Origin of the sequence: Devosia yakushimensis (assembly GCF_030159855.1) — a bacterium.
Taxonomy (GTDB): Bacteria; Pseudomonadota; Alphaproteobacteria; order Rhizobiales; family Devosiaceae; genus Devosia; species Devosia yakushimensis.
Genome location: NZ_BSNG01000001.1, coordinates 3,098,337 through 3,115,639, shown reverse-complemented (window position 1 = coordinate 3,115,639; position 17,303 = coordinate 3,098,337). Strand labels below are relative to the sequence as shown.

Here is a 17,303-nt window from a genome sequence, read left to right as displayed (position 1 = left end):
GAGAGGCAGCCATGCTCACATCCTTTTCCCGCCGGTCTCGCAAGCTCCTTGCCCCAGCCGCCATCATGGCCCTGCTGGCTGGCGCCGCCCCGATCCAGCCAGCCTTCGCCCAGGAAGCGCAGATCACTATCTCTGCGGCGGCCTATGGCGGCATGCGGCAGATGGAGCTCGACCTCAACAAGTCGATCATCGTCGATCTGCCTGCGGGCGTTGCCGAAGTGGTGGTGTCCCAGCCCGCTGTCGCAGCCGCCATCATGCGCACCCGCACCCGCGCTATCGTGCAGGGCATATCGGGCGGCGATACCAATATTTTCTTCCTCGATGATCAGGGCCGCACCATTTCCGTGCTCGATATCCGCGTCATCAAGGAGCCCTCCCAGGTCGGCAATGCCCTGCAGGAGGCGCTGGCCCGCGTCATTCCGGGCTCCAATATCCGCGTTGAATCCGTCACTCTGGGCGATGACACCAATCGCGTCGTGCTCACCGGCACTGTCCTGTCGAGCGACGATCGGCAGCGCGCCCATGACGTGGCGGTACAATTTGCCGGCGACGAAAAAAACGTCGCCAATATCCTCGATATTTCCGGCTCCCAGCAGGTCATGCTGCAGGTCACCGTGGCCGAGGTCTCGCGTGACACCGTCAAGCAGCTCGGCATCAATCTTTCCGGCAGCCTTTCCATCGGCAATTTCAATGCCGGGATTAACAGCAATCAGTCGAACCTGGCCAACGGCATCACGGGTGGCTTCTCGGCGGGCAATGTCTCCCTCTCGGCCGAATTGCGCGCGCTCGAGCAACGTGGCTCGCTCCGCACCCTGGCCGAGCCGGTCCTGACAGCCATTTCGGGCGAACCCGCCGAATTCCTCGCCGGCGGGCAGATTCCCATTCTCTCCGCCATCGATCCGGCCACCAATAACCGCACCTATACGCTCAAGGATTTCGGCGTGAAGCTCAAATTCACGCCCACCATCAAGTCCAGCGGCGTGGTCGGGCTCGAGATCGAAACCGAGGTGTCCGAGGTTGCCGAAACCGGCTTCAATATTGGCGGCGACGTCATTCCAGGCTTCAACAACCGCAGCGCCAAGACGTCCATCGAGCTGCGCCCTGGCCAGACCATCGCCATTGCCGGCATGATCCAGGAAAAGCTGCGCCAGCAGATTTCGGGCCTGCCGGGCCTGGGTGATATTCCGATCCTGGGCGCGCTGTTCCGCTCGCGCGAATTCCAGCGCAGCCAGACCGAGCTGGTCATCATCGTAACGCCCTACCTGGCCGCGCCCATGACCCAGCAGCCCATTCTGCCCACTGACAAGTTTGAAGCCGCCAGCGACGCGGAAGCGATCTTCTTAGGCCGGATGGAGCGCAATTACGGGGTCGGCGGCAATATCGAAATGCGTGGCGGCTTCAACGGTTCTGTCGGCTTCGTGCTGGATTGAGAGTAGTACAATGAGTTTTCTCACCCCCGAAAACCGCAAAAGCGACGAGACCGCGCTCGAAATATCGTCGGGTGCGCGCCTCATTCCGCGGATCACCATCCAGGCCTTCTGCGAACACTCGCAGACGGCCCAATTGGTCGAAAGCGCCATTCATGACCGCCGCATGTCCAAGGTGGCGCTGACCACCCACAATGGCGGCATCGAGGGCGCGGTCGAAACCTATAAGTCCAACCCCACGCCCAATCTGATCGTCGTGGAAACCGCTCTGTCTCCGGCCGAAATCCCGGTGGCGCTGGAGCGGCTGGCCGAAGTCTGCGATGCCTCCACCCGGCTGATTGTGCTGGGCCACGTCAATGACGTGCCGCTTTATCGCGAGCTGATCCGGTCGGGCGTTTCCGAATATATCGTGCTGCCTGCCAGCGCCGCCCAGATCGTTTCTGCCATTACCGATCTCTTCGCCTCCGAAGGCAGCGCCCCTATCGGCCGTACCATCGGTTTTGTTTCGGCCAAGGGTGGGGCAGGTGGGTCCACCGTCGCCCACAATGTCGCCTGGGGCATTGCCACCGCCTTGCGCCAGGACAGTCTCATTCTCGATATGGACCTGGCCTTTGGTACTGCTGGGCTCAATTTCAACCAGGATCCGCCCCATGGCCTGGCTGATGCCGTGCTCGCCAATCAGAAGGTCGACCAGACCATGCTGGACCGGCTGATGAGCAAGGCGGCCAGCCACATCAACCTGCTGACCGCGCCCGTCACGCTCGACCGCACCTATGATTTCGAAGAGCGCGAATTCGAGCAGATCATCGAGCTGAGCCAGAACACCATGCCGGTCGTGGTGCTCGACATTCCTCATGGCTGGAATGCCTGGGTGCGCCATACCCTCGCCACCGTGGACGAAGTCGTCATCGTGGCCGAGCCCGACCTGGCCAATCTGCGCAATGCCAAAAATCTCAGCGACACCATCAAGGCCCTGCGCCCGACCGAGGCCAGGCCGAGCCTGGTGCTCAACAAGGTTGGCATGCCGCGCCGGCCCGAGATCAGCCCGGCCGAATTCGCCGGCTCGGTCGAATGCCAATTGCTCGGCACCATTCCCTTCGATGCTGCCCTGTTCGGTACGGCAGCCAATAATGGGCAGATGATCGCCGAGGTGGCGGCCAGCAACAAGATCAACGACATCTACCGGGCCATCGGCATGCAGGTGACTGGCCGGCAGGTGTCCCATGCCGGGGGCAAGTCAGCCAGCCTGATGAAGCTGCCCTCGTTTCTCAAGAAGCGGGCCTGATCTTTTGCGGTCGGCCGGATAGGACGGACATGTTTGGCAAGCGCACGACATTTGGGGGCAATACGCCGGGCCTGGCCGAAACGCGTCCGGCTCCCGCTGCGCCGCTGCGCCCTGAAACGCCCGCGCCGCGGCGGGGCGTGGATAGCGATGCCATGGCCGCCCGCATGCGCACGTCCGAGGAAGTGCTCGACGTCCGCATGCCGGTCGATACCCAGCGCGACAAGGATTATTTCCAGACCAAGTCTGCCATTTTCAGCGCGCTGATCGATTCCATCGATCTCAGCCAGCTCGCCACCATGGACCAGGACGCGGCGCGCGAGGAAATCCGCGATATCGTCGCCGAGATCATCGCGCTCAAATCCATCATCATGTCGATTTCCGAGCAGGAGGACCTGCTCGAGGACATCTGCAATGACGTTTTGGGCTATGGTCCTCTCGAGCCCCTTTTGGCCCGCGACGACATTGCCGATATCATGGTGAACGGTTCCCAGCGCTGCTACATCGAAGTGGGCGGCCGGGTGAAGCTCACCAATGTCCGCTTCCGCGACGACGCTCACCTGATGAATGTCTGCCAGCGCATCGTCAGCCAGGTCGGCCGCCGCGTCGATGAAAGCTCGCCCATCTGCGATGCCCGCCTGCCCGATGGCTCGCGTGTGAACGTCATCGCGCCTCCGCTCGCCATCGATGGCGCAGCGCTCACCATCCGCAAGTTCAAGAAGGACAAGCTGACGCTGCCTCAGCTCGTCAAATACAATTCCATTTCCACCGAAGGCGCCGAAGTGCTGCGCATCCTGGGCCGGGTGCGCGCCAATGTGCTGATCTCGGGCGGCACCGGTTCGGGCAAGACGACATTGCTCAATTGTCTCACCGCCTTCATCGAAAAGGACGAGCGGGTCATTACCTGCGAAGACTCCGCCGAATTGCAATTGCAGCAACCCCATGTGGTCCGCCTTGAAACCCGCCCGCCCAATCTTGAGGGCGAGGGCGAGATCACCATGCGTGATCTCATCAAGAATTGCCTCCGCATGCGGCCAGAACGCATCATCGTGGGCGAAGTACGCGGCCCCGAGGCCTTCGACCTGCTGCAGGCCATGAATACCGGCCACGATGGCTCCATGGGCACGCTGCATGCCAATAGCCCGCGCGAGGCTCTCTCGCGTCTTGAATCGATGATCACCATGGGTGGCTATTCCCTGCCCAGCCGTACCATCCGCGAAATGATCACCTCATCGATCGACGTCATTGTCCAGGCCGCCCGCCTGCGCGATGGCTCCCGCCGCATCACCCACATCACCGAAGTGCTGGGCATGGAAGGCGATGTGATCGTCACCCAGGACGTTTTCCTCTACGACATCCTGGGCGAGGACCAGAGCGGCATGCTGCTCGGCCGTCATCGTTCGACCGGCATCACCAAGCCGCAATTTGCCGAGCGCGCTCGCTATTTCAACGAGGAAGCCAATCTCGTCGAAGCGCTTGAACGCTCCAATGTCGAGCAGCGCGACCTGTTGGATTCATGACATCATGACCACGCTCCTGCTCATCATTCTGGCCATGGTCGCAGTCGGCGCCGCGGGCCTGGCGCTCGTGCCTTCCGCCCTGGGGGATAGTCGCGCCGACAAGCGCCGCAAGGCCTTCCAGGGGGATTTGCGCGTCAACCGGCTGGAGATCGATGCCGCCCGCAGCCGCGACCAGCGCCGCAAGACGGTGCAGCAGGCGCTCAAGACGCAGACCGATGCGCTCAATGCCAAGAAGCGTATCACGCTGCCCCAATTGCTGTTCCAGGCCGGCATGACGATCAAGCCCGCCGCCTTCATCCGCAACAGCGTCATCATGGGCGTCGTCCTGTTTGCCGTGCTGGTCGTTGTGCAGGTGCCGTTCTATTTCGCCGCCATCTTCGCCGTAGCCGCAGCCTATCTGCTCCCGCGCATGTATGTCGGCCGCAAGCGCCGGAAATATCAGGATGGCTTCCTGGACGAGCTGCCCAACGCCGTCGAAGCCATTGTGCGTGGCGTCAAGACCGGCCTGCCCCTCAATGACTCCATTCGCGTCGTCGCCAAGGATGCCAAGGAGCCGGTGAAATCGGAATTCGGCCGCGTGCTCGATCAGCAGGCTTTCGGCATGTCCATGACCGAGGCGGTGCAGGTCCTGCTCGACCGGGTACCGCTGCCCGAAGTCAATTTCTTCGTGGTCGTGATCACCGTGCAGCAACAGGCGGGCGGCAATCTCAGTGAGGCGCTGGGCAATCTGGCGCGGGTGTTGCGCAACCGCAAGAAGATGAAGCAGAAGGTCAAGGCCATGTCTTCCGAGGCCAAGGCCTCTGCCGGCATTATCGGCTCGCTGCCCTTCGTCGTGGGTATTCTCGTCAGCCTGGTCTCGCCCCGCTATCTCGAGCCGCTGGTCACCACCTCGCTGGGCCACATCTGGCTGGGCGTCGGGGCGCTCATGCTGTCTGCCGGCATTTTTGTCATGAACCGCATGGTCAAGTTCGACTTCTGATCGCCCGGGAGAGCCGCCATGAACATCATTGAGCTTCTGACCCAGCGCGAATCTCTCATCGCCATTCTCGCGGCCATTTCCGCAGCGGCCATCGTCTACACCTTCGGCTCCTCCTTCATCGTCAAATCCGAAATGAAGACGCGCATCCGCCGCGTGGCGCTGGAACGCGAAAAGATGCGCGCCGAGGAAATGGCACGCCTGCGCGGCCTTGCTTCCAATGGCGGGGACGGGCGCGGCTCCATCCGGCGGAGCGGGGAGACCCGCTCCTACATGAAGAAGGTGGTCGAACGCTTCGATCTCAAAAAGGCCTTCCAGGACGATGCGACCGTCGACAAGCTGGCCATGGCCGGCTATCGCGGGCAGGGGCATCTGACCACATTCCTGTTCTCGCGCCTGGCGACCCCGCTGGCAATATTCCTGCTCGCCGCCCTCTACCTGCTGGTGCTGGCGCCCGGCGAGCGTCCGCTTTATCTCAGTCTCGTTTTTGCCATCGGCGCGGGCATCGTGGGTTCCTACCTTCCCGTGCTGCTGCTCAAGAACACCACCACCAAGCGTCAGTTCTCCATCCGCCGCGCCTGGCCCGATTGCCTCGATCTGCTGCTGCTCTGTGTGGAAGCGGGCATGTCGATGGAACACGCCTTCAAGCGCGTCGCCAAGGAGATCGGGCAGCAAAGCGCCGAGCTGGCGGAAGAACTGACCCTGACCACTGCCGAATTGTCATTCCTCGAGGACCGCACCCGCGCCTATGACAATCTGGGGCGCCGCATCGGGCTGGATAATGTGAGATCGGTGATGACCGCCCTGATCCAGGCCGATCGCTACGGTACATCCGTGGGGCAGGCCCTGCGCGTCATGGCCGAGGAAGGCCGCGAAGCCCGCATGATGGAGGCCGAAAAGAAGGCCGCATCCCTGCCGCCCAAGCTGACCGTGCCGCTGATCCTGTTCTTTCTGCCGGTGCTCTTCATCGTGATCATGGCGCCTGCCCTGATCAAGGTTTTCGGACCCGGCGGCGCCGCGGGCGGCTGAGGCTCTGAGCCTTCCACCTAGAGCTTGTGGACGTCGCAGAGCCCACACGCTGACCCTCCCCTCAAGGGGAGGGAGCCGGATCCGGCTCTCCAATAGCCAGAAAAGCTGAATGTCGACTGGTCTTAGCCCTTGGCGATCGCATCCCAGCGGTTTTGCTGGGTCAGCATCGAGCGCATATAGGCCATGTTGCTCTCGACCTGGTCGGGCGGCAATTCGGCGGCGTAGAGGGTTCGGGCTTCATCGAACCTGCCTTGCAGGCCGACGATCAAGGCCAGGTTTTGCCGGATTTTGCTGTTTGCACCCGGCATTTGCGCCGCCCGGCGCAGATGCCGCTCGGCCAGCGCCAGCTCGTTGGTCATGGCATAGGAAAGTCCCAGATTGGCCTCGATGGAGGCCTCGCCCGGCGCCATGGCCAGCGCCTGGCCATAAACCTGGCGCGCCTCCTGGTTGCGCCCCATCTGGTCGAGCGCTGCCCCCTTGACCAGAAGCGCGTTCCAATCCGGCGCGTCCGGGCGGATGACACGTTCGAGCACGCCCAGCGATTGCTCGAACCGGCCGTCCGCCGTCAGCGCTTTGGCATAGGCAATGGCGATATCGGCGTCGTTGGGATAGTGGCTGATGCCCTGTTCGAGTGCCGCAACGGCCTGTGCGCTCTGCCCGGCCGCACGCAGGGCGGCGGCGTAGTGAATGATAGTGGCCTTGTCGCGCGGATTGGCGCGATAGCGCGCCGTCAATTCCACCAATCCCTGCTGCGCCTGCGCGGCCGGAGCCGCTGCATAATCCGGCAATGGTCCATTGCTGCGGGTGGACGCACATGCCGAAATCGTCAGGGCCGCCGCGCCGGCGCACAGCACGACGCGCAAAGGCTTGGTCCGTTGGAACAATGACGACAGCACGACAGGCACTCCCCGGGGCACTCCCGCCACAAGCAATAAATCATTAACCCTAACACCCCGTTAAAGGCCTGTTTCAGCCGTTGTGAGCGACGGGCGCGCCCGCTACAAATGCAGCCGCAAATCGCGCCGGAGCCCGCCATGTCGCAAGTCCAGTCCCTGCCCGTCATCGTTGTCGAAGAGGGGCGGCTTGATGCTGCCAGCCTGGCGCCATCCTGGCATGCCTGGGCCCGGGCCAATGGCTTTGCCGGCCAGCGGGGGCGTCTGCTGGCGCTGCCGGGGGAGGCCGGTGCTGTGGAGGGCTATCTTTTCGGTAGTGGCGAACCGGCGGCCCGCCCGGCATTGATCCTGGGTCTTGCCGGCGCCAATCTGCCGGAGGGCGATTACCATCTCGAGGGCACCTATGGCGACCCGGTCCTGGCCGCCGTGGGGTTCCGCCTCGGCGCCTATCGGTTTGCCCGTTATCGCAAAACCGAACCTGCGCCGCGCCTGGCTGCGCCCGCCGCTGCCGACGCCGCCGAGATCGACCGCCTCGTCGAGGCCGCCGTGCTGGCCCGCGATCTGGTCAATACGCCCAGCAATGATCTGGGGCCCGACGCGTTCGAACAGGTCATTCGCGACTTTGCCTCGGCCCGCGGCATAAGCGTCTCCGCCATTGTCGGCGATGACCTGCTGGCCGCCAATTTCCCCATGATCCATGCCGTCGGCCGTGCCGCCGCGCAACCGCCCCGCCTGCTCGATCTGAGCTGGGGCCGAGAGAGCGATCCCAAAGTAACCCTGGTGGGCAAGGGCGTTACCTTCGATACCGGCGGGCTCGATATCAAGACGGCCACCGGCATGTTGCTGATGAAGAAGGATATGGGCGGCGCCGCCAATGTGCTGGGCCTCGCCCATGCCATCGTCTCGGCGGGCCTCGCCGTGCGGCTGCGCGTGCTCATTCCCATTGTCGAAAACGCCATTGCCGGCGATGCCTTCCGCCCCGGCGATGTGCTGACCTCCCGCAAGGGGCTGACCGTCGAGATCGGCAATACCGATGCCGAAGGCCGCCTGATCCTCGCCGATGCCTTGGCTCTGGCCGATGAGGAAAGCCCCGACCTGCTGATCGATATGGCTACCCTTACCGGCGCCGCCCGCGTGGCCCTGGGTCCCGATCTGCCCGCGCTTTACTCGACCGATGACAGCCTGGCTCGCGACCTTATGGCCGCCGGCCTCCGTGCCGATGACCCGCTCTGGCAGATGCCGCTCTGGTCGCCCTACGATTCCATGATGTCGTCCAAGATCGCCGATGTGAACAATGCCGGCAGCGGCGGCTTTGCCGGTTCCATCACCGCGGCTCTCTTCATGCGGCGTTTCGTGTCGCGGGCTAAGGCCTGGGTCCATCTCGATATCATGGCTTGGGCTCCCGAGGCCCGTCCTGGCCGGCCCCAGGGCGGCACCGACCACGGCATCCGCGCGGTCTATGGGCTGCTCAAGCACCGCTATCCTGCAATTTAGTTGACTTTGACAACCATTTGATTGACGATGTCAACTATCGACATGGAGTCACTCTAATGGCTGAAAAGCCCGACGAAAGCGCGCAGGTCGCCGCTATCCGCACCTTCAACCGGTTCTATACCGGCATTATCGGTTTACTGAACGAGGGCATGCACAAAAGCCCCTATTCGCTGGCCGAGGCGCGGTTGATCCATGAAATTGGCAAGCGCGTCAGCACCACATCGTCCGCTCTTGCTGCCGATCTGGGCATGGATCGCGGCCAGATAAGCCGCCTGGTCTGGCGTCTGGTCGATCAGGGCCTGCTGGCCGTACTCCCCCATAGCGACGATCGCCGCTCCAGCACCCTGGCGCTGACCCCGGATGGTGATGGCCTCTATCGCAACTTCAACGAGATGAGCGACCAGGCGGCAGCCGATCTGCTGGTTCCGCTCGATAGTTTTCTTCGCCGTGATCTGGTGGGCTCGATGCAGCGCATCCAGACCATGCTGGCCGGGCCGGAATCCACCGAACCGCTCATCCTGCGGCCCCATCGGGTCGGCGAATTGGGCTGGCTGGTGCACCGCCAGGGCCTGCTCTACCATCTCGAGCAGGGCTGGAACGGCGAATTCGAGGCGCTGATCGCCCGCATCTATGCCGATTACGAAGCCGCGCCCATCACCCCGCCCAAATCGCTCTGGGTGGCCGAAATGGCCGGGCAGGTGGCCGGCTCGCTCTTCATCGTCCCTTCGGCGGCAGACCCCACAATTGCCCAGCTTCGCATGCTCTATGTCGAGCCGGCTTTCCGCGGTCACGGCATCGGCAAGCGTCTCGTTGATGAAGCCATCCGCTTCTCGCGCGCCTCGGGCTATTCCAGCATCATGCTCTGGACCCAGGATTGCCTGGTCGCCGCCCGCAAGATCTACCAGGGCGCCGGCTTCGTCCTCGAACGCGAAGAGCCGCACCATTCCTTCGGCGCCGATCTCAACGGTCAATATTGGCGGCTGGACCTGAAGCGCTGACGGGTGATCAGCCCTCCGGCATCGGATCCGGCGTTGTCATATCCATCGCTTCGACCACGCTTCCGGTCTCCGCCCCATTCTTGGGAAACAACAGTGGCGCTGCGGCAAAGCCGATAATGGTCAGCGCTACCAGGCCCCAGCCGGCCAGCGCCTTGTGCTTTTCGATGAAGTGATTGGCCGTCGGCCCAAAGAAGTAGAACAGCCCGCAGGGCACGAAATAGCGCGCGGCGCGCCCCACCAGGCCATAAAAGATGAAGGTCCACAGATCGAGCCCGGCCACCCCGCTGGTAATCGTAACCACCTTGTAGGGAATGGGCGAAATCGCCCCGATCAGGATCATCAGCGGGCCATTGTCGTTAAAGCTCTGCATCAGCGAGGCAAAGCCATCGCCGGCGCCGTAAAAGGCGATGATGGCGCGTCCGATCGTGTCGAAGAGGTAGTAGCCCACCGCATAGCCGGCCAGGCCCCCCAACACCGATGTCACCGTGCAGATAGTCGCCAATCGCCAAGCCCGCTTGCGGTCGGCAATGATCATGGGCGCCAGCATGATCTCGGGAAAGATCGGCAAGATGCTGGCTTCAAGAAAGCACAATAGCCCCAGAATGGGTTCGGCTAGCCGGTGTTTGGTCGCCAGTTTCAGGCGGTCGTAGAATTTGAGCTTCTGCGGCTGCTGCGTCGTGGCGTCGCTCATCCGGCCCCCAAGGCTAAAGTCGGTGTCGCAGTGACACTCGATTGTGTCACGTTCAATAAATCCATCAGCCGCAGGGCGCTACGCCAATAACAATCGCGTCAGTAGCCGCGCGCGCGGTCGACGACATTGATCAGCGGCTGGCCCGCCTCGTGTTCGGCGATGATCCGCGTATAATAGGCGACCCCCGCCGTTTCGCTGGAAATTGCCGCGATATGGGGGGTGACGTAGCAGTTCTCGATATCCCAGAGCGGACTCTCGGCGGGCAGCGGTTCGGTCTCGAACACATCAAGGCTTGCCGCGCCCAGCGTGCCATCGGCCAATGCACGCACGATATCGGCTTCCCGCTGATGGCCGCCCCGCGCCGCATTGACGATCGCCGGTCCGCCCTCGAGCCGGCCATGCCGAAGCTTGCCAAAGGTCTCGTAGTTGAGAATGCCCGTGGTTTCGGGCGTCAGCGGCAGCAGGTTGACCAGAATGTCGGTGCCCGCAAGGAAGGCATCGAGCTGATCGGGGCCAACAAAGCCTTCCACGCCCTCGATGGCCTTGGCCGTGCGGCTCCAGCTGCGCAGCGCGAAACCCAACGGCTTGAGGCGGCTGGCAGCATCCTGGCCGAGCACACCCATGCCCATGATGCCCACCGCGGTTTGCGAGGATGCTGGAGGATAGAGCTGGTTCCAGCGCCGCGCCTTCTGATCGGCCCGGAAGCGGCTGTAGAGCCGCTGATGCATGGTCACATGCGCCACCACATAATCGCTCATGCGCTGGCTCAGGTCCTCGTCCACGAACCGCACCACCGGCACATTGGGCAGCTTGGGGTGTTTGAGCAGTGCATCCACGCCCGCGCCCAGCGACAGCACGGCCTTGAGCCTGTCCAATCCGTCAAAGGCGTCGGGCTTGGGCTTCCACACAAAGATGTAGCGGATATCGTTGGGATCGAACGGCTCGCTCTGCCGCACCACGGGGTAGGGCGCCAGCGCCGCGCGCAGCTTTTCCGCCCAGCTTGCCTCGTCGACATCAGACAGGTGCAGCAGCAGCATGGTCAATCGCCCCTTCGGCAAGACAATGCCGCGTCCCGTTGAGGACGCGGCCTGATCATCGGCCCTTGCGAGCCGTCATTGCGGACACTGAGTTCGGCAAACTAGCCGGGAGGCATCAGCGTATTGATCCGGGCCGGTGCATCCGCGGCCGGCTCGGCTTCAGCGGCCGGCGCGGGTTCAGCGGCCGGTGCAGGTTCAGCCGCCGGCGCAGGTTCGGCCGCTGGGGCTGGCTCAGCCGCTGGCGCGGGTTCGGCTGCGGGAGCAGGTTCCGCCGCAGGAGCGGCTTCGGCAGCAGGCGCGGCCTCGGCGGCCGGTGCGGCCTCTTCAGCAGCCGGGAACGGCACCGGATTGGCCGACAGCGTCTGCAGATAGGCCAGGATGTCGGCGCGCTCTTCGGGGGTGCGCACACCGGCAAAGTTCATCTTGGTGCCGGGGGTATATTCCTTGGGATTGGTCAGGAAATGGTTGAGATTCTCATAGGTCCAGGTGTCGCCGGCGTCGTGATGTGCCTTCATGCCATCCGAATAGGAGAAGTCGGCAACCCCGCCTTCGGGGCGTCCCACGATGTCATAGAGGTGCGGGCCGGTCTTGTTGGGGTCACCCTCGCCAAAATTGTGGCAGGACTGGCATTTCTTGACGGCCGCTGCGCCGCGATCGACGCTGGCGCTGGCCAGCAGCGTGCCCAGCGACACAACTGGCTCGGCCGGGCCGGCTTCCGCCGCCGCTTCGGTAGAAACCGGCTCCGGCAGGGCATAGCCCGGGCCCCGGTCTTCGATGGGATGATAGATGGCTTCGGCGACGAGACCGACACCCATGACAAACAACAGGGTGCCCAGAACGGCGCCCATGATCTTGTTAAGTTCGAACGAATTCATTTGGTCTTCCTGCCGGTCCATCCCCTGCGGACGTCTGCTGCGGCCCCGCAACTTTCGATTATCCCACAAGGAAATCGCCTCAACGGCCGGGCCAACGCGCGCGGAAGATAGTCGCAAAGGGGCGTGAGGTGCAACAGGGCAAAGCCCGGTTGCGACAATTCCTCCCCATCATGGTGACCTTGGCCGGGCTGCGGCCGAATTGACACCCGATCCGCCGGGGTTCAAAAGCCTCCCGCCGAGATACCAATGGACCTGTCATGACCAAAAAGATCGCTTTTCAAGGTGAGCCGGGCGCCTTCAGCCACGCTGCCGCCGCCAATGTCTTCCCTCATGACGAGGTCATCGGCTGCGTGACCTTTGAGGAAACCATTGCCGCCGTGCAGACCGGCAAGGCCGATTTCGCTGTGGTTCCGGTAGAAAATTCCCTCTACGGCCGCATCACCGATATTCATCACCTGCTGCCCGAAAGCGGCCTCTTCATCATCGGGGAGACCTATCTTCGCGTTGAGATGAACCTGCTCGGCGTTCCCGGCGCCACGCTGGACGATATCAAGGCCGTGCAATCGCTCTCGGTCGCCCTCGGGCAGTGCCGCAAATTCATCTCCGAACACGGCTTCCGCACCATCAACGCCGTCGATACCGCCGGCTCGGCCCGCGAAGTCGCCCAGAAGGCCGACAAATCGGTGGCCGCCATCGCTTCCCGGTTTGCCGGCGAAATCTATGGCCTCAACGTGCTGGCCTCCAATATCGAGGATGCCGAGCACAACACCACCCGCTTCCTCGTGCTCTCGCGCGAGCAGCAGGAAGCCGCGCCAGGCGATGTCAAAACCACCTTCGTCTTCCGCGTCCGTAACGTGCCCGCCGCGCTCTACAAGGCCATGGGCGGCTTTGCCACCAATTCGATCAACATGACCAAGCTCGAAAGCTACATGGTCGGCGGCGCCTTCACGGCCACCCAGTTCTATGCCGATATCGAGGGCCATCCCTCGGACGTGGGCGTGCAACATGCCTTTGAGGAACTCGGCTTCTTCACCGATTACTTCCGCGTACTTGGCGTCTACCCCAAGAACGAATTGAAGTAGCTTTCTTGGCGGATACCCCCACCTAACCTTCCCCTGATAGGGGGAGGGATCTCTCCACTCTTGGAGTGAGATCGAGTTCCAACCACAAGGGGGTTCCTCCCCCCTATCAGGGGGAGGCTAGGAGGGGGTACTCCAATCCCTCAGCAGACTCGCCGGGCCTCAACCCTGCCCGCGATAATCCTCAATCAACCGCCAGCACCCATCAAACGGCTCAAAACTGAGCACGCCCGGCTCGCCAATCCGTTCCACGATCTCCCCCTGATCGTCCCCGCCTTCCGAATTGCCGTCAAAGCGCACATGCTGCCAGTCCACGGCCCATTGATTGGCCTGGCTCTGGTTGAATTCCATATCCAGATATTCCAGCTCGACATCCGGATTGCTGTCCCAGGCCAGCATCGAGGCGCGGCTGACCCAATAATAATCCATCATTCCGATGGGAAAATCGGCATAGTCCGCGCTCGCCACACTGCTCGTCACCCCGTCCTTCACCACGCTGATTTCCGGCGCGCTATATTTCAGCCGCACCGCATCGGAAATCGCCATGGCGCCCATCAGCGCGTTAAAGTCCTCATCCTTGCAGGCCGCCGCCGCCGTTTCGAGCGCATAAGTATCGGTCTCGCTCAACGCGGCCGGCGCCTCCCCATGGATACGGGCCGCCTGCGCGCTATTCGCCACCAGCCCCAAAACCAGCGCCACGCCAATCGTCACTGCTCTTCTGTCCACGCCATGCTCCCTCGGGCAAATGCTTTGCCACAAGTGATTAGCCGTCCCTTTGCGGCGGGAAAAGGGCTTGCCTGATTGACACCATCCCGCTCGCCGCTATGGTCCGCTCCGAAATGCCAAGAGGATTTGAACTGATGTCGCACGCCGATCTCGCCGCCACTATCGATGCCGCCTTCGAGGCCCGCGCAGAGATCAACTCCGCCACCAAAGGCGAAGTGCGTGATGCCGTCGAGACCGCTCTGGCCCTGCTCGATAGCGGCCAGGCCCGCGTCGCCGAAAAGATCGATGGCCAGTGGCAGGTCAATCAATGGCTCAAAAAGGCCGTGCTGCTCTCCTTCCGCCTCAATGACAACAAGCTCATCGAAGGCGCCCCCGGCGGTTCCTCCTATTGGGATAAGGTGCCCACCAAGTTCGAAGGCTGGGGCGAAAACCGCTTCCGCGAGGCCGGCTTCCGTGCCGTGCCGGGCGCTATCGTCCGCCACTCCGCCCATATCGGCAAGGGCGTCATCCTCATGCCCAGCTTTGTGAATCTCGGCGCCTTCGTCGATGAAAACACCATGGTCGATACCTGGGTTACCGTCGGCTCCTGCGCCCAGATCGGCAAGAATGTCCACATTTCGGGCGGCGTCGGCATTGGCGGCGTGCTTGAGCCGCTTCAGGCCGGCCCCGTCATCATCGAAGACAATTGCTTCATCGGCGCCCGCTCCGAAGTGGTCGAAGGCGTCGTCGTGGGCGAGGGCGCGGTGATCTCCATGGGCGTCTTCATCGGCGCCTCGACCAAAATTGTCGACCGCGCTACCGGCGAAATCCATATCGGCAAGGTGCCGCCGTATTCTGTCGTGGTCTCGGGGAGTCTCCCCGGCAAGCCCCTTCCCAACGGCAATCCCGGCCCCTCGCTCTACTGCGCCGTCATCGTCAAAACCGTCGACGCCCAGACCCGCTCCAAGACCGGCATCAACGACCTGCTGCGCGACTAGGAATCGCGCCCCGCTCTGAACTAGACTATGCGCACCGGGCAACCCGTCCGGGCGCATGATTTCGAGGGGGACATCATGGATTTTCAGGCACTTTACACCATCACGACCGGCCGCGTGTCGCGCAAGACCTGGTGGATCGGCATTCTCATCCTGGGCATTGCCGGCATCGTGCTCACCTTGCTGCTGGGCCTGGTCGGCTTGGGGCCGACCGCGACCAGTGCCGGCTGGGGCTCGCTACTGGTCACTCTGTTGCTGCTCTATCCGAGCTATTGCCTGTCGCTCAAGCGCCGACAGGATCGTGCCAATAATGGCCTTGATCTCAAGATATTGCTTGGCCTGTCGCTGCTGAGTTCGGTGATCCAGACCCTAGGCATTGGCATCACCGCTACCGATATCGGTGGCGGCGTCATGATGCCGTCTCCGGCGCCCTGGCTTTCTGTCCTGTTGCTGGCGCTGGCCGCCTTCGGCATTTACATGCTGGTGCAATTGGGTTTCCTGCGCGGCACTATCGGCCCCAACCAATATGGCGACGACCCGGTGACCAATCCGGCCACCGCCTGATCAGAGGACGGGATTATCTCGTGACTGACATTGCTGCGGACGATCCCGTCCAGCTTCTCAAGGCCCTGATCGCCTGCCCCTCGGTGACACCCGAAGCCGCTGGCGCGCTCGATCTGCTCGATAGCGCGCTCAGCGGCCTGGGTTTCGCCACCACTCGCCTGCTTTTTGAGGGCGACGGCTCCTACCCCGTCGATAATCTCTTCGCCATTCGCGGCACTAGCGGCCGTCGTCTGCTGTTTGCCGGCCATACCGATGTGGTGCCACCCGGCGATCTCTCTGATTGGACTGCCGATCCATTCACGCCGCGCGAAGCCGATGGCAAGCTCTATGGCCGCGGTGCCGCCGATATGAAATCGGGCATTGCCGCCTTCATTGCCGCCGCCGCCGCGATACCCGCGGACGCCGGCACGATCCTGCTCGCCATCACCAATGACGAAGAAGCCGACGCCATCAACGGTACCGACAAACTCGTGGCCTGGGCAAAGGGGCAGGGGCACGCGTTCGATTTCGCCATTGTCGGCGAACCCAGTTCGGCAGCCTTGCTCGGCGACAGCATCAAGATCGGTCGGCGCGGCTCCTTTTCCGGTCTCATCACCGTCGAGGGCATCCAGGGCCACGTCGCCTATCCGCACAAGGCGAACAACCCCCTGCCCACGCTTGCCCGCATTGTCTCCGCGCTCAGTGATGCGCCCATCGACCAGGGCACCGAGCATTTTCCCGCCAGCAATCTCGAAGTCACCACCATCGACGTCGGTAATCCCGTTTCCAACGTCATTCCGGCGCGCGGCACGCTCCGCTTCAACATTCGCTACAACGATCTCTGGACGCCCGATACTCTGGCCGAATGGGTGCGCGACCGTATCGCCAGCGTCGATATTGGCGAGGGCAAGGTGCGCTTCGAGATATCGGGCACGCCTTCACGTTCCTTCCTGTCCCCGCTCAGCGCCGAGGTGGAAACACTCTCTGCCGCCATCCAGGCGGTTACCGGCCGCCGCCCCGAGCTTTCCACAGGTGGCGGCACGTCGGACGCCCGCTTCATCGCCCAATATGGCCCGGTGGTCGAATGTGGACTGGTCGGCCCCTCCATGCACAAGGCCGACGAACACATAGCCCTTGAAGACCTCACTGGCCTCACCGCCATTTATCGCGCCTTCATGACGCGGTTTTTTGCCTCGGGTCCGGCATGAAACTCTGGGCGGCCCTTTCCAGTGCCTTTGCCGGCTGGCGGAAGATTGTGCTTGGTGACGCCGGCTGGCGCGACCATTTCGCCTTTTCCGCCCCTGGGCTGGTCACCGCCATCCTCATCTATTTCTTCTTCGCTTTCCTCGCCATCGCCTTCGCCTCGATGAATATCGGCATGCCCGGCCTGGGCGGCATTGCCAGCGCGCTTATCGTGCAGGGGCTTTCGCTGGCCGCGCTCGCCCTCGCCATCCAGGGCACCAAGGCCGCGCTCAAATCCACCCAGCCCATGCTCGACCTCATGGTCCCCGGAACCTATGCGCTGGTCTTCTATCTCATCGTCGGCGCGTTTCTCTCGCTGATCGGTGGTCCCATCCTGCTGCTGCTCTGGGTGGCGTTGGGCTATCTTCTCTACCGCCTGGCGCGCCTCGCGACGCTCTGGAGTGTCGGTGTGAGCCTTGCCTTTGCAGTTTTGACCGTACTGCTGCTTGTCGCCATGCCAGTGACGCTTTACATGCTGTCCAACCCCGCCGCTTCTCCCATCTAGCCCCGAGACAGC

The 17,303-nt window shown here is 62.9% G+C and carries 17 protein-coding genes; 12 read left to right on the top strand and 5 right to left on the bottom strand.

Annotated elements, in window-relative coordinates:
- Positions 1-11 precede the first annotated feature (11 nt).
- The 5 genes from QQL79_RS15075 to QQL79_RS15055 are packed head-to-tail and all read left to right on the top strand — an operon-like array spanning position 12 to position 6,234.
- Positions 12-1,430: a type II and III secretion system protein family protein gene (locus QQL79_RS15075; protein ID WP_284392242.1), complete on the top strand. Its 1,419-nt coding sequence runs from the start codon at positions 12-14 to the stop codon at positions 1,428-1,430.
- A 10-nt stretch (positions 1,431-1,440) separates the two neighbouring features.
- Positions 1,441-2,712: a CpaE/TadZ family protein gene (locus tag QQL79_RS15070; RefSeq protein WP_284392240.1), complete on the top strand. Its 1,272-nt coding sequence runs from the start codon at positions 1,441-1,443 to the stop codon at positions 2,710-2,712.
- A 29-nt stretch (positions 2,713-2,741) separates the two neighbouring features.
- Positions 2,742-4,229: a TadA family conjugal transfer-associated ATPase gene (locus tag QQL79_RS15065; RefSeq protein ID WP_284392238.1), complete on the top strand. Its 1,488-nt coding sequence runs from the start codon at positions 2,742-2,744 to the stop codon at positions 4,227-4,229.
- A 4-nt stretch (positions 4,230-4,233) separates the two neighbouring features.
- Positions 4,234-5,208 (top strand): type II secretion system F family protein, encoded by a 975-nt coding sequence (locus QQL79_RS15060; RefSeq protein ID WP_284392236.1) that lies wholly within the window; start codon positions 4,234-4,236, stop codon positions 5,206-5,208.
- 18 nt (positions 5,209-5,226) lie between these two features.
- The gene (locus tag QQL79_RS15055) at positions 5,227-6,234 is read left to right on the top strand and encodes a type II secretion system F family protein (RefSeq protein ID WP_284392234.1); all 1,008 of its coding nucleotides are present in this window, start codon (positions 5,227-5,229) and stop codon (positions 6,232-6,234) included.
- A gap of 122 nt (positions 6,235-6,356) precedes the next feature.
- Here the strand turns inward: QQL79_RS15055 and QQL79_RS15050 are convergent, their stop codons facing one another.
- On the bottom strand, positions 6,357-7,130 hold the full coding sequence (locus QQL79_RS15050) for a tetratricopeptide repeat protein (RefSeq protein WP_284392233.1): 774 nt from the start codon (positions 7,128-7,130) through the stop codon (positions 6,357-6,359).
- A gap of 138 nt (positions 7,131-7,268) precedes the next feature.
- On the opposite strand from QQL79_RS15050, the gene QQL79_RS15045 reads away from it, so the two are divergent.
- Positions 7,269-8,621, top strand: coding sequence for a leucyl aminopeptidase family protein (locus tag QQL79_RS15045; protein ID WP_284392231.1), 1,353 nt, complete (start codon positions 7,269-7,271; stop codon positions 8,619-8,621).
- 56 nt (positions 8,622-8,677) lie between these two features.
- On the top strand, positions 8,678-9,619 hold the full coding sequence (locus QQL79_RS15040; protein ID WP_284392229.1) for a bifunctional helix-turn-helix transcriptional regulator/GNAT family N-acetyltransferase: 942 nt from the start codon (positions 8,678-8,680) through the stop codon (positions 9,617-9,619).
- A gap of 7 nt (positions 9,620-9,626) precedes the next feature.
- Here the strand turns inward: QQL79_RS15040 and QQL79_RS15035 are convergent, their stop codons facing one another.
- From QQL79_RS15035 to QQL79_RS15025, 3 genes are all read right to left on the bottom strand, one after another.
- The gene (locus QQL79_RS15035) at positions 9,627-10,310 is read right to left on the bottom strand and encodes a YqaA family protein (RefSeq protein WP_284392227.1); all 684 of its coding nucleotides are present in this window, start codon (positions 10,308-10,310) and stop codon (positions 9,627-9,629) included.
- A 98-nt stretch (positions 10,311-10,408) separates the two neighbouring features.
- A complete protein-coding gene (locus QQL79_RS15030) occupies positions 10,409-11,347 on the bottom strand; it encodes a 2-hydroxyacid dehydrogenase (RefSeq protein ID WP_284392225.1) in 939 nt (312 codons plus the stop codon).
- 101 nt (positions 11,348-11,448) lie between these two features.
- Positions 11,449-12,222 carry a c-type cytochrome gene (locus tag QQL79_RS15025; protein ID WP_284392223.1) on the bottom strand — a complete coding sequence of 258 codons (774 nt, stop codon included), beginning with the start codon at positions 12,220-12,222 and terminating at the stop codon, positions 11,449-11,451.
- Positions 12,223-12,479: 257 nt separating this feature from the next.
- Between QQL79_RS15025 and QQL79_RS15020 the strand changes: the two genes are divergently transcribed.
- Positions 12,480-13,304, top strand: coding sequence for a prephenate dehydratase (locus QQL79_RS15020; protein WP_284392222.1), 825 nt, complete (start codon positions 12,480-12,482; stop codon positions 13,302-13,304).
- Between the two features lie 159 nt (positions 13,305-13,463).
- On the opposite strand, the gene QQL79_RS15015 is transcribed toward QQL79_RS15020, so the two are convergent.
- Positions 13,464-14,027 (bottom strand): hypothetical protein, encoded by a 564-nt coding sequence (locus tag QQL79_RS15015; protein WP_284392220.1) that lies wholly within the window; start codon positions 14,025-14,027, stop codon positions 13,464-13,466.
- A 134-nt stretch (positions 14,028-14,161) separates the two neighbouring features.
- Here QQL79_RS15015 and dapD point away from each other — a divergent pair, with 134 nt between their 5' ends.
- The 4 genes from dapD to QQL79_RS14995 all read left to right on the top strand — a co-directional run bounded on the left by dapD (position 14,162) and on the right by QQL79_RS14995 (position 17,291).
- On the top strand, positions 14,162-15,004 hold the full coding sequence (dapD, locus tag QQL79_RS15010; RefSeq protein WP_284392219.1) for a 2,3,4,5-tetrahydropyridine-2,6-dicarboxylate N-succinyltransferase: 843 nt from the start codon (positions 14,162-14,164) through the stop codon (positions 15,002-15,004).
- A 75-nt stretch (positions 15,005-15,079) separates the two neighbouring features.
- Complete coding sequence (locus tag QQL79_RS15005; RefSeq protein ID WP_284392217.1) at positions 15,080-15,565, top strand: DUF805 domain-containing protein; 486 nt, start codon at positions 15,080-15,082, stop codon at positions 15,563-15,565.
- A gap of 20 nt (positions 15,566-15,585) precedes the next feature.
- Entirely contained in the window at positions 15,586-16,752 is a 1,167-nt protein-coding gene (gene dapE / locus QQL79_RS15000; protein WP_348523182.1) for a succinyl-diaminopimelate desuccinylase, read from the top strand.
- On the top strand, positions 16,749-17,291 hold the full coding sequence (locus QQL79_RS14995) for a hypothetical protein (protein ID WP_284392215.1): 543 nt from the start codon (positions 16,749-16,751) through the stop codon (positions 17,289-17,291). The genes dapE and QQL79_RS14995 overlap by 4 nt, the downstream gene beginning before the upstream one ends.
- Positions 17,292-17,303: the final 12 nt, after the last annotated feature.

Excerpts from the sequence above, each read along its gene's own strand:
- QQL79_RS15035 (WP_284392227.1), bottom strand. The coding sequence starts at position 10,310 with ATGAGCGACGCCACGACGCAGCAGCCGCAGAAGCTCAAATTCTACGAC.
- QQL79_RS15055 (WP_284392234.1), top strand. The coding sequence starts at position 5,227 with ATGAACATCATTGAGCTTCTGACCCAGCGCGAATCTCTCATCGCCATT.
- QQL79_RS15060 (WP_284392236.1), top strand. The coding sequence starts at position 4,234 with ATGACCACGCTCCTGCTCATCATTCTGGCCATGGTCGCAGTCGGCGCC.
- QQL79_RS15075 (WP_284392242.1), top strand. The coding sequence starts at position 12 with ATGCTCACATCCTTTTCCCGCCGGTCTCGCAAGCTCCTTGCCCCAGCC.
- QQL79_RS15025 (WP_284392223.1), bottom strand. The coding sequence starts at position 12,222 with ATGAATTCGTTCGAACTTAACAAGATCATGGGCGCCGTTCTGGGCACC.
- QQL79_RS15030 (WP_284392225.1), bottom strand. The coding sequence starts at position 11,347 with ATGCTGCTGCTGCACCTGTCTGATGTCGACGAGGCAAGCTGGGCGGAA.
- QQL79_RS15045 (WP_284392231.1), top strand. The coding sequence starts at position 7,269 with ATGTCGCAAGTCCAGTCCCTGCCCGTCATCGTTGTCGAAGAGGGGCGG.
- QQL79_RS15040 (WP_284392229.1), top strand. The coding sequence starts at position 8,678 with ATGGCTGAAAAGCCCGACGAAAGCGCGCAGGTCGCCGCTATCCGCACC.
- dapD (WP_284392219.1), top strand. The coding sequence starts at position 14,162 with ATGTCGCACGCCGATCTCGCCGCCACTATCGATGCCGCCTTCGAGGCC.
- QQL79_RS15020 (WP_284392222.1), top strand. The coding sequence starts at position 12,480 with ATGACCAAAAAGATCGCTTTTCAAGGTGAGCCGGGCGCCTTCAGCCAC.
- QQL79_RS15065 (WP_284392238.1), top strand. The coding sequence starts at position 2,742 with ATGTTTGGCAAGCGCACGACATTTGGGGGCAATACGCCGGGCCTGGCC.
- QQL79_RS15070 (WP_284392240.1), top strand. The coding sequence starts at position 1,441 with ATGAGTTTTCTCACCCCCGAAAACCGCAAAAGCGACGAGACCGCGCTC.
- QQL79_RS15005 (WP_284392217.1), top strand. The coding sequence starts at position 15,080 with ATGGATTTTCAGGCACTTTACACCATCACGACCGGCCGCGTGTCGCGC.
- QQL79_RS14995 (WP_284392215.1), top strand. The coding sequence starts at position 16,749 with ATGAAACTCTGGGCGGCCCTTTCCAGTGCCTTTGCCGGCTGGCGGAAG.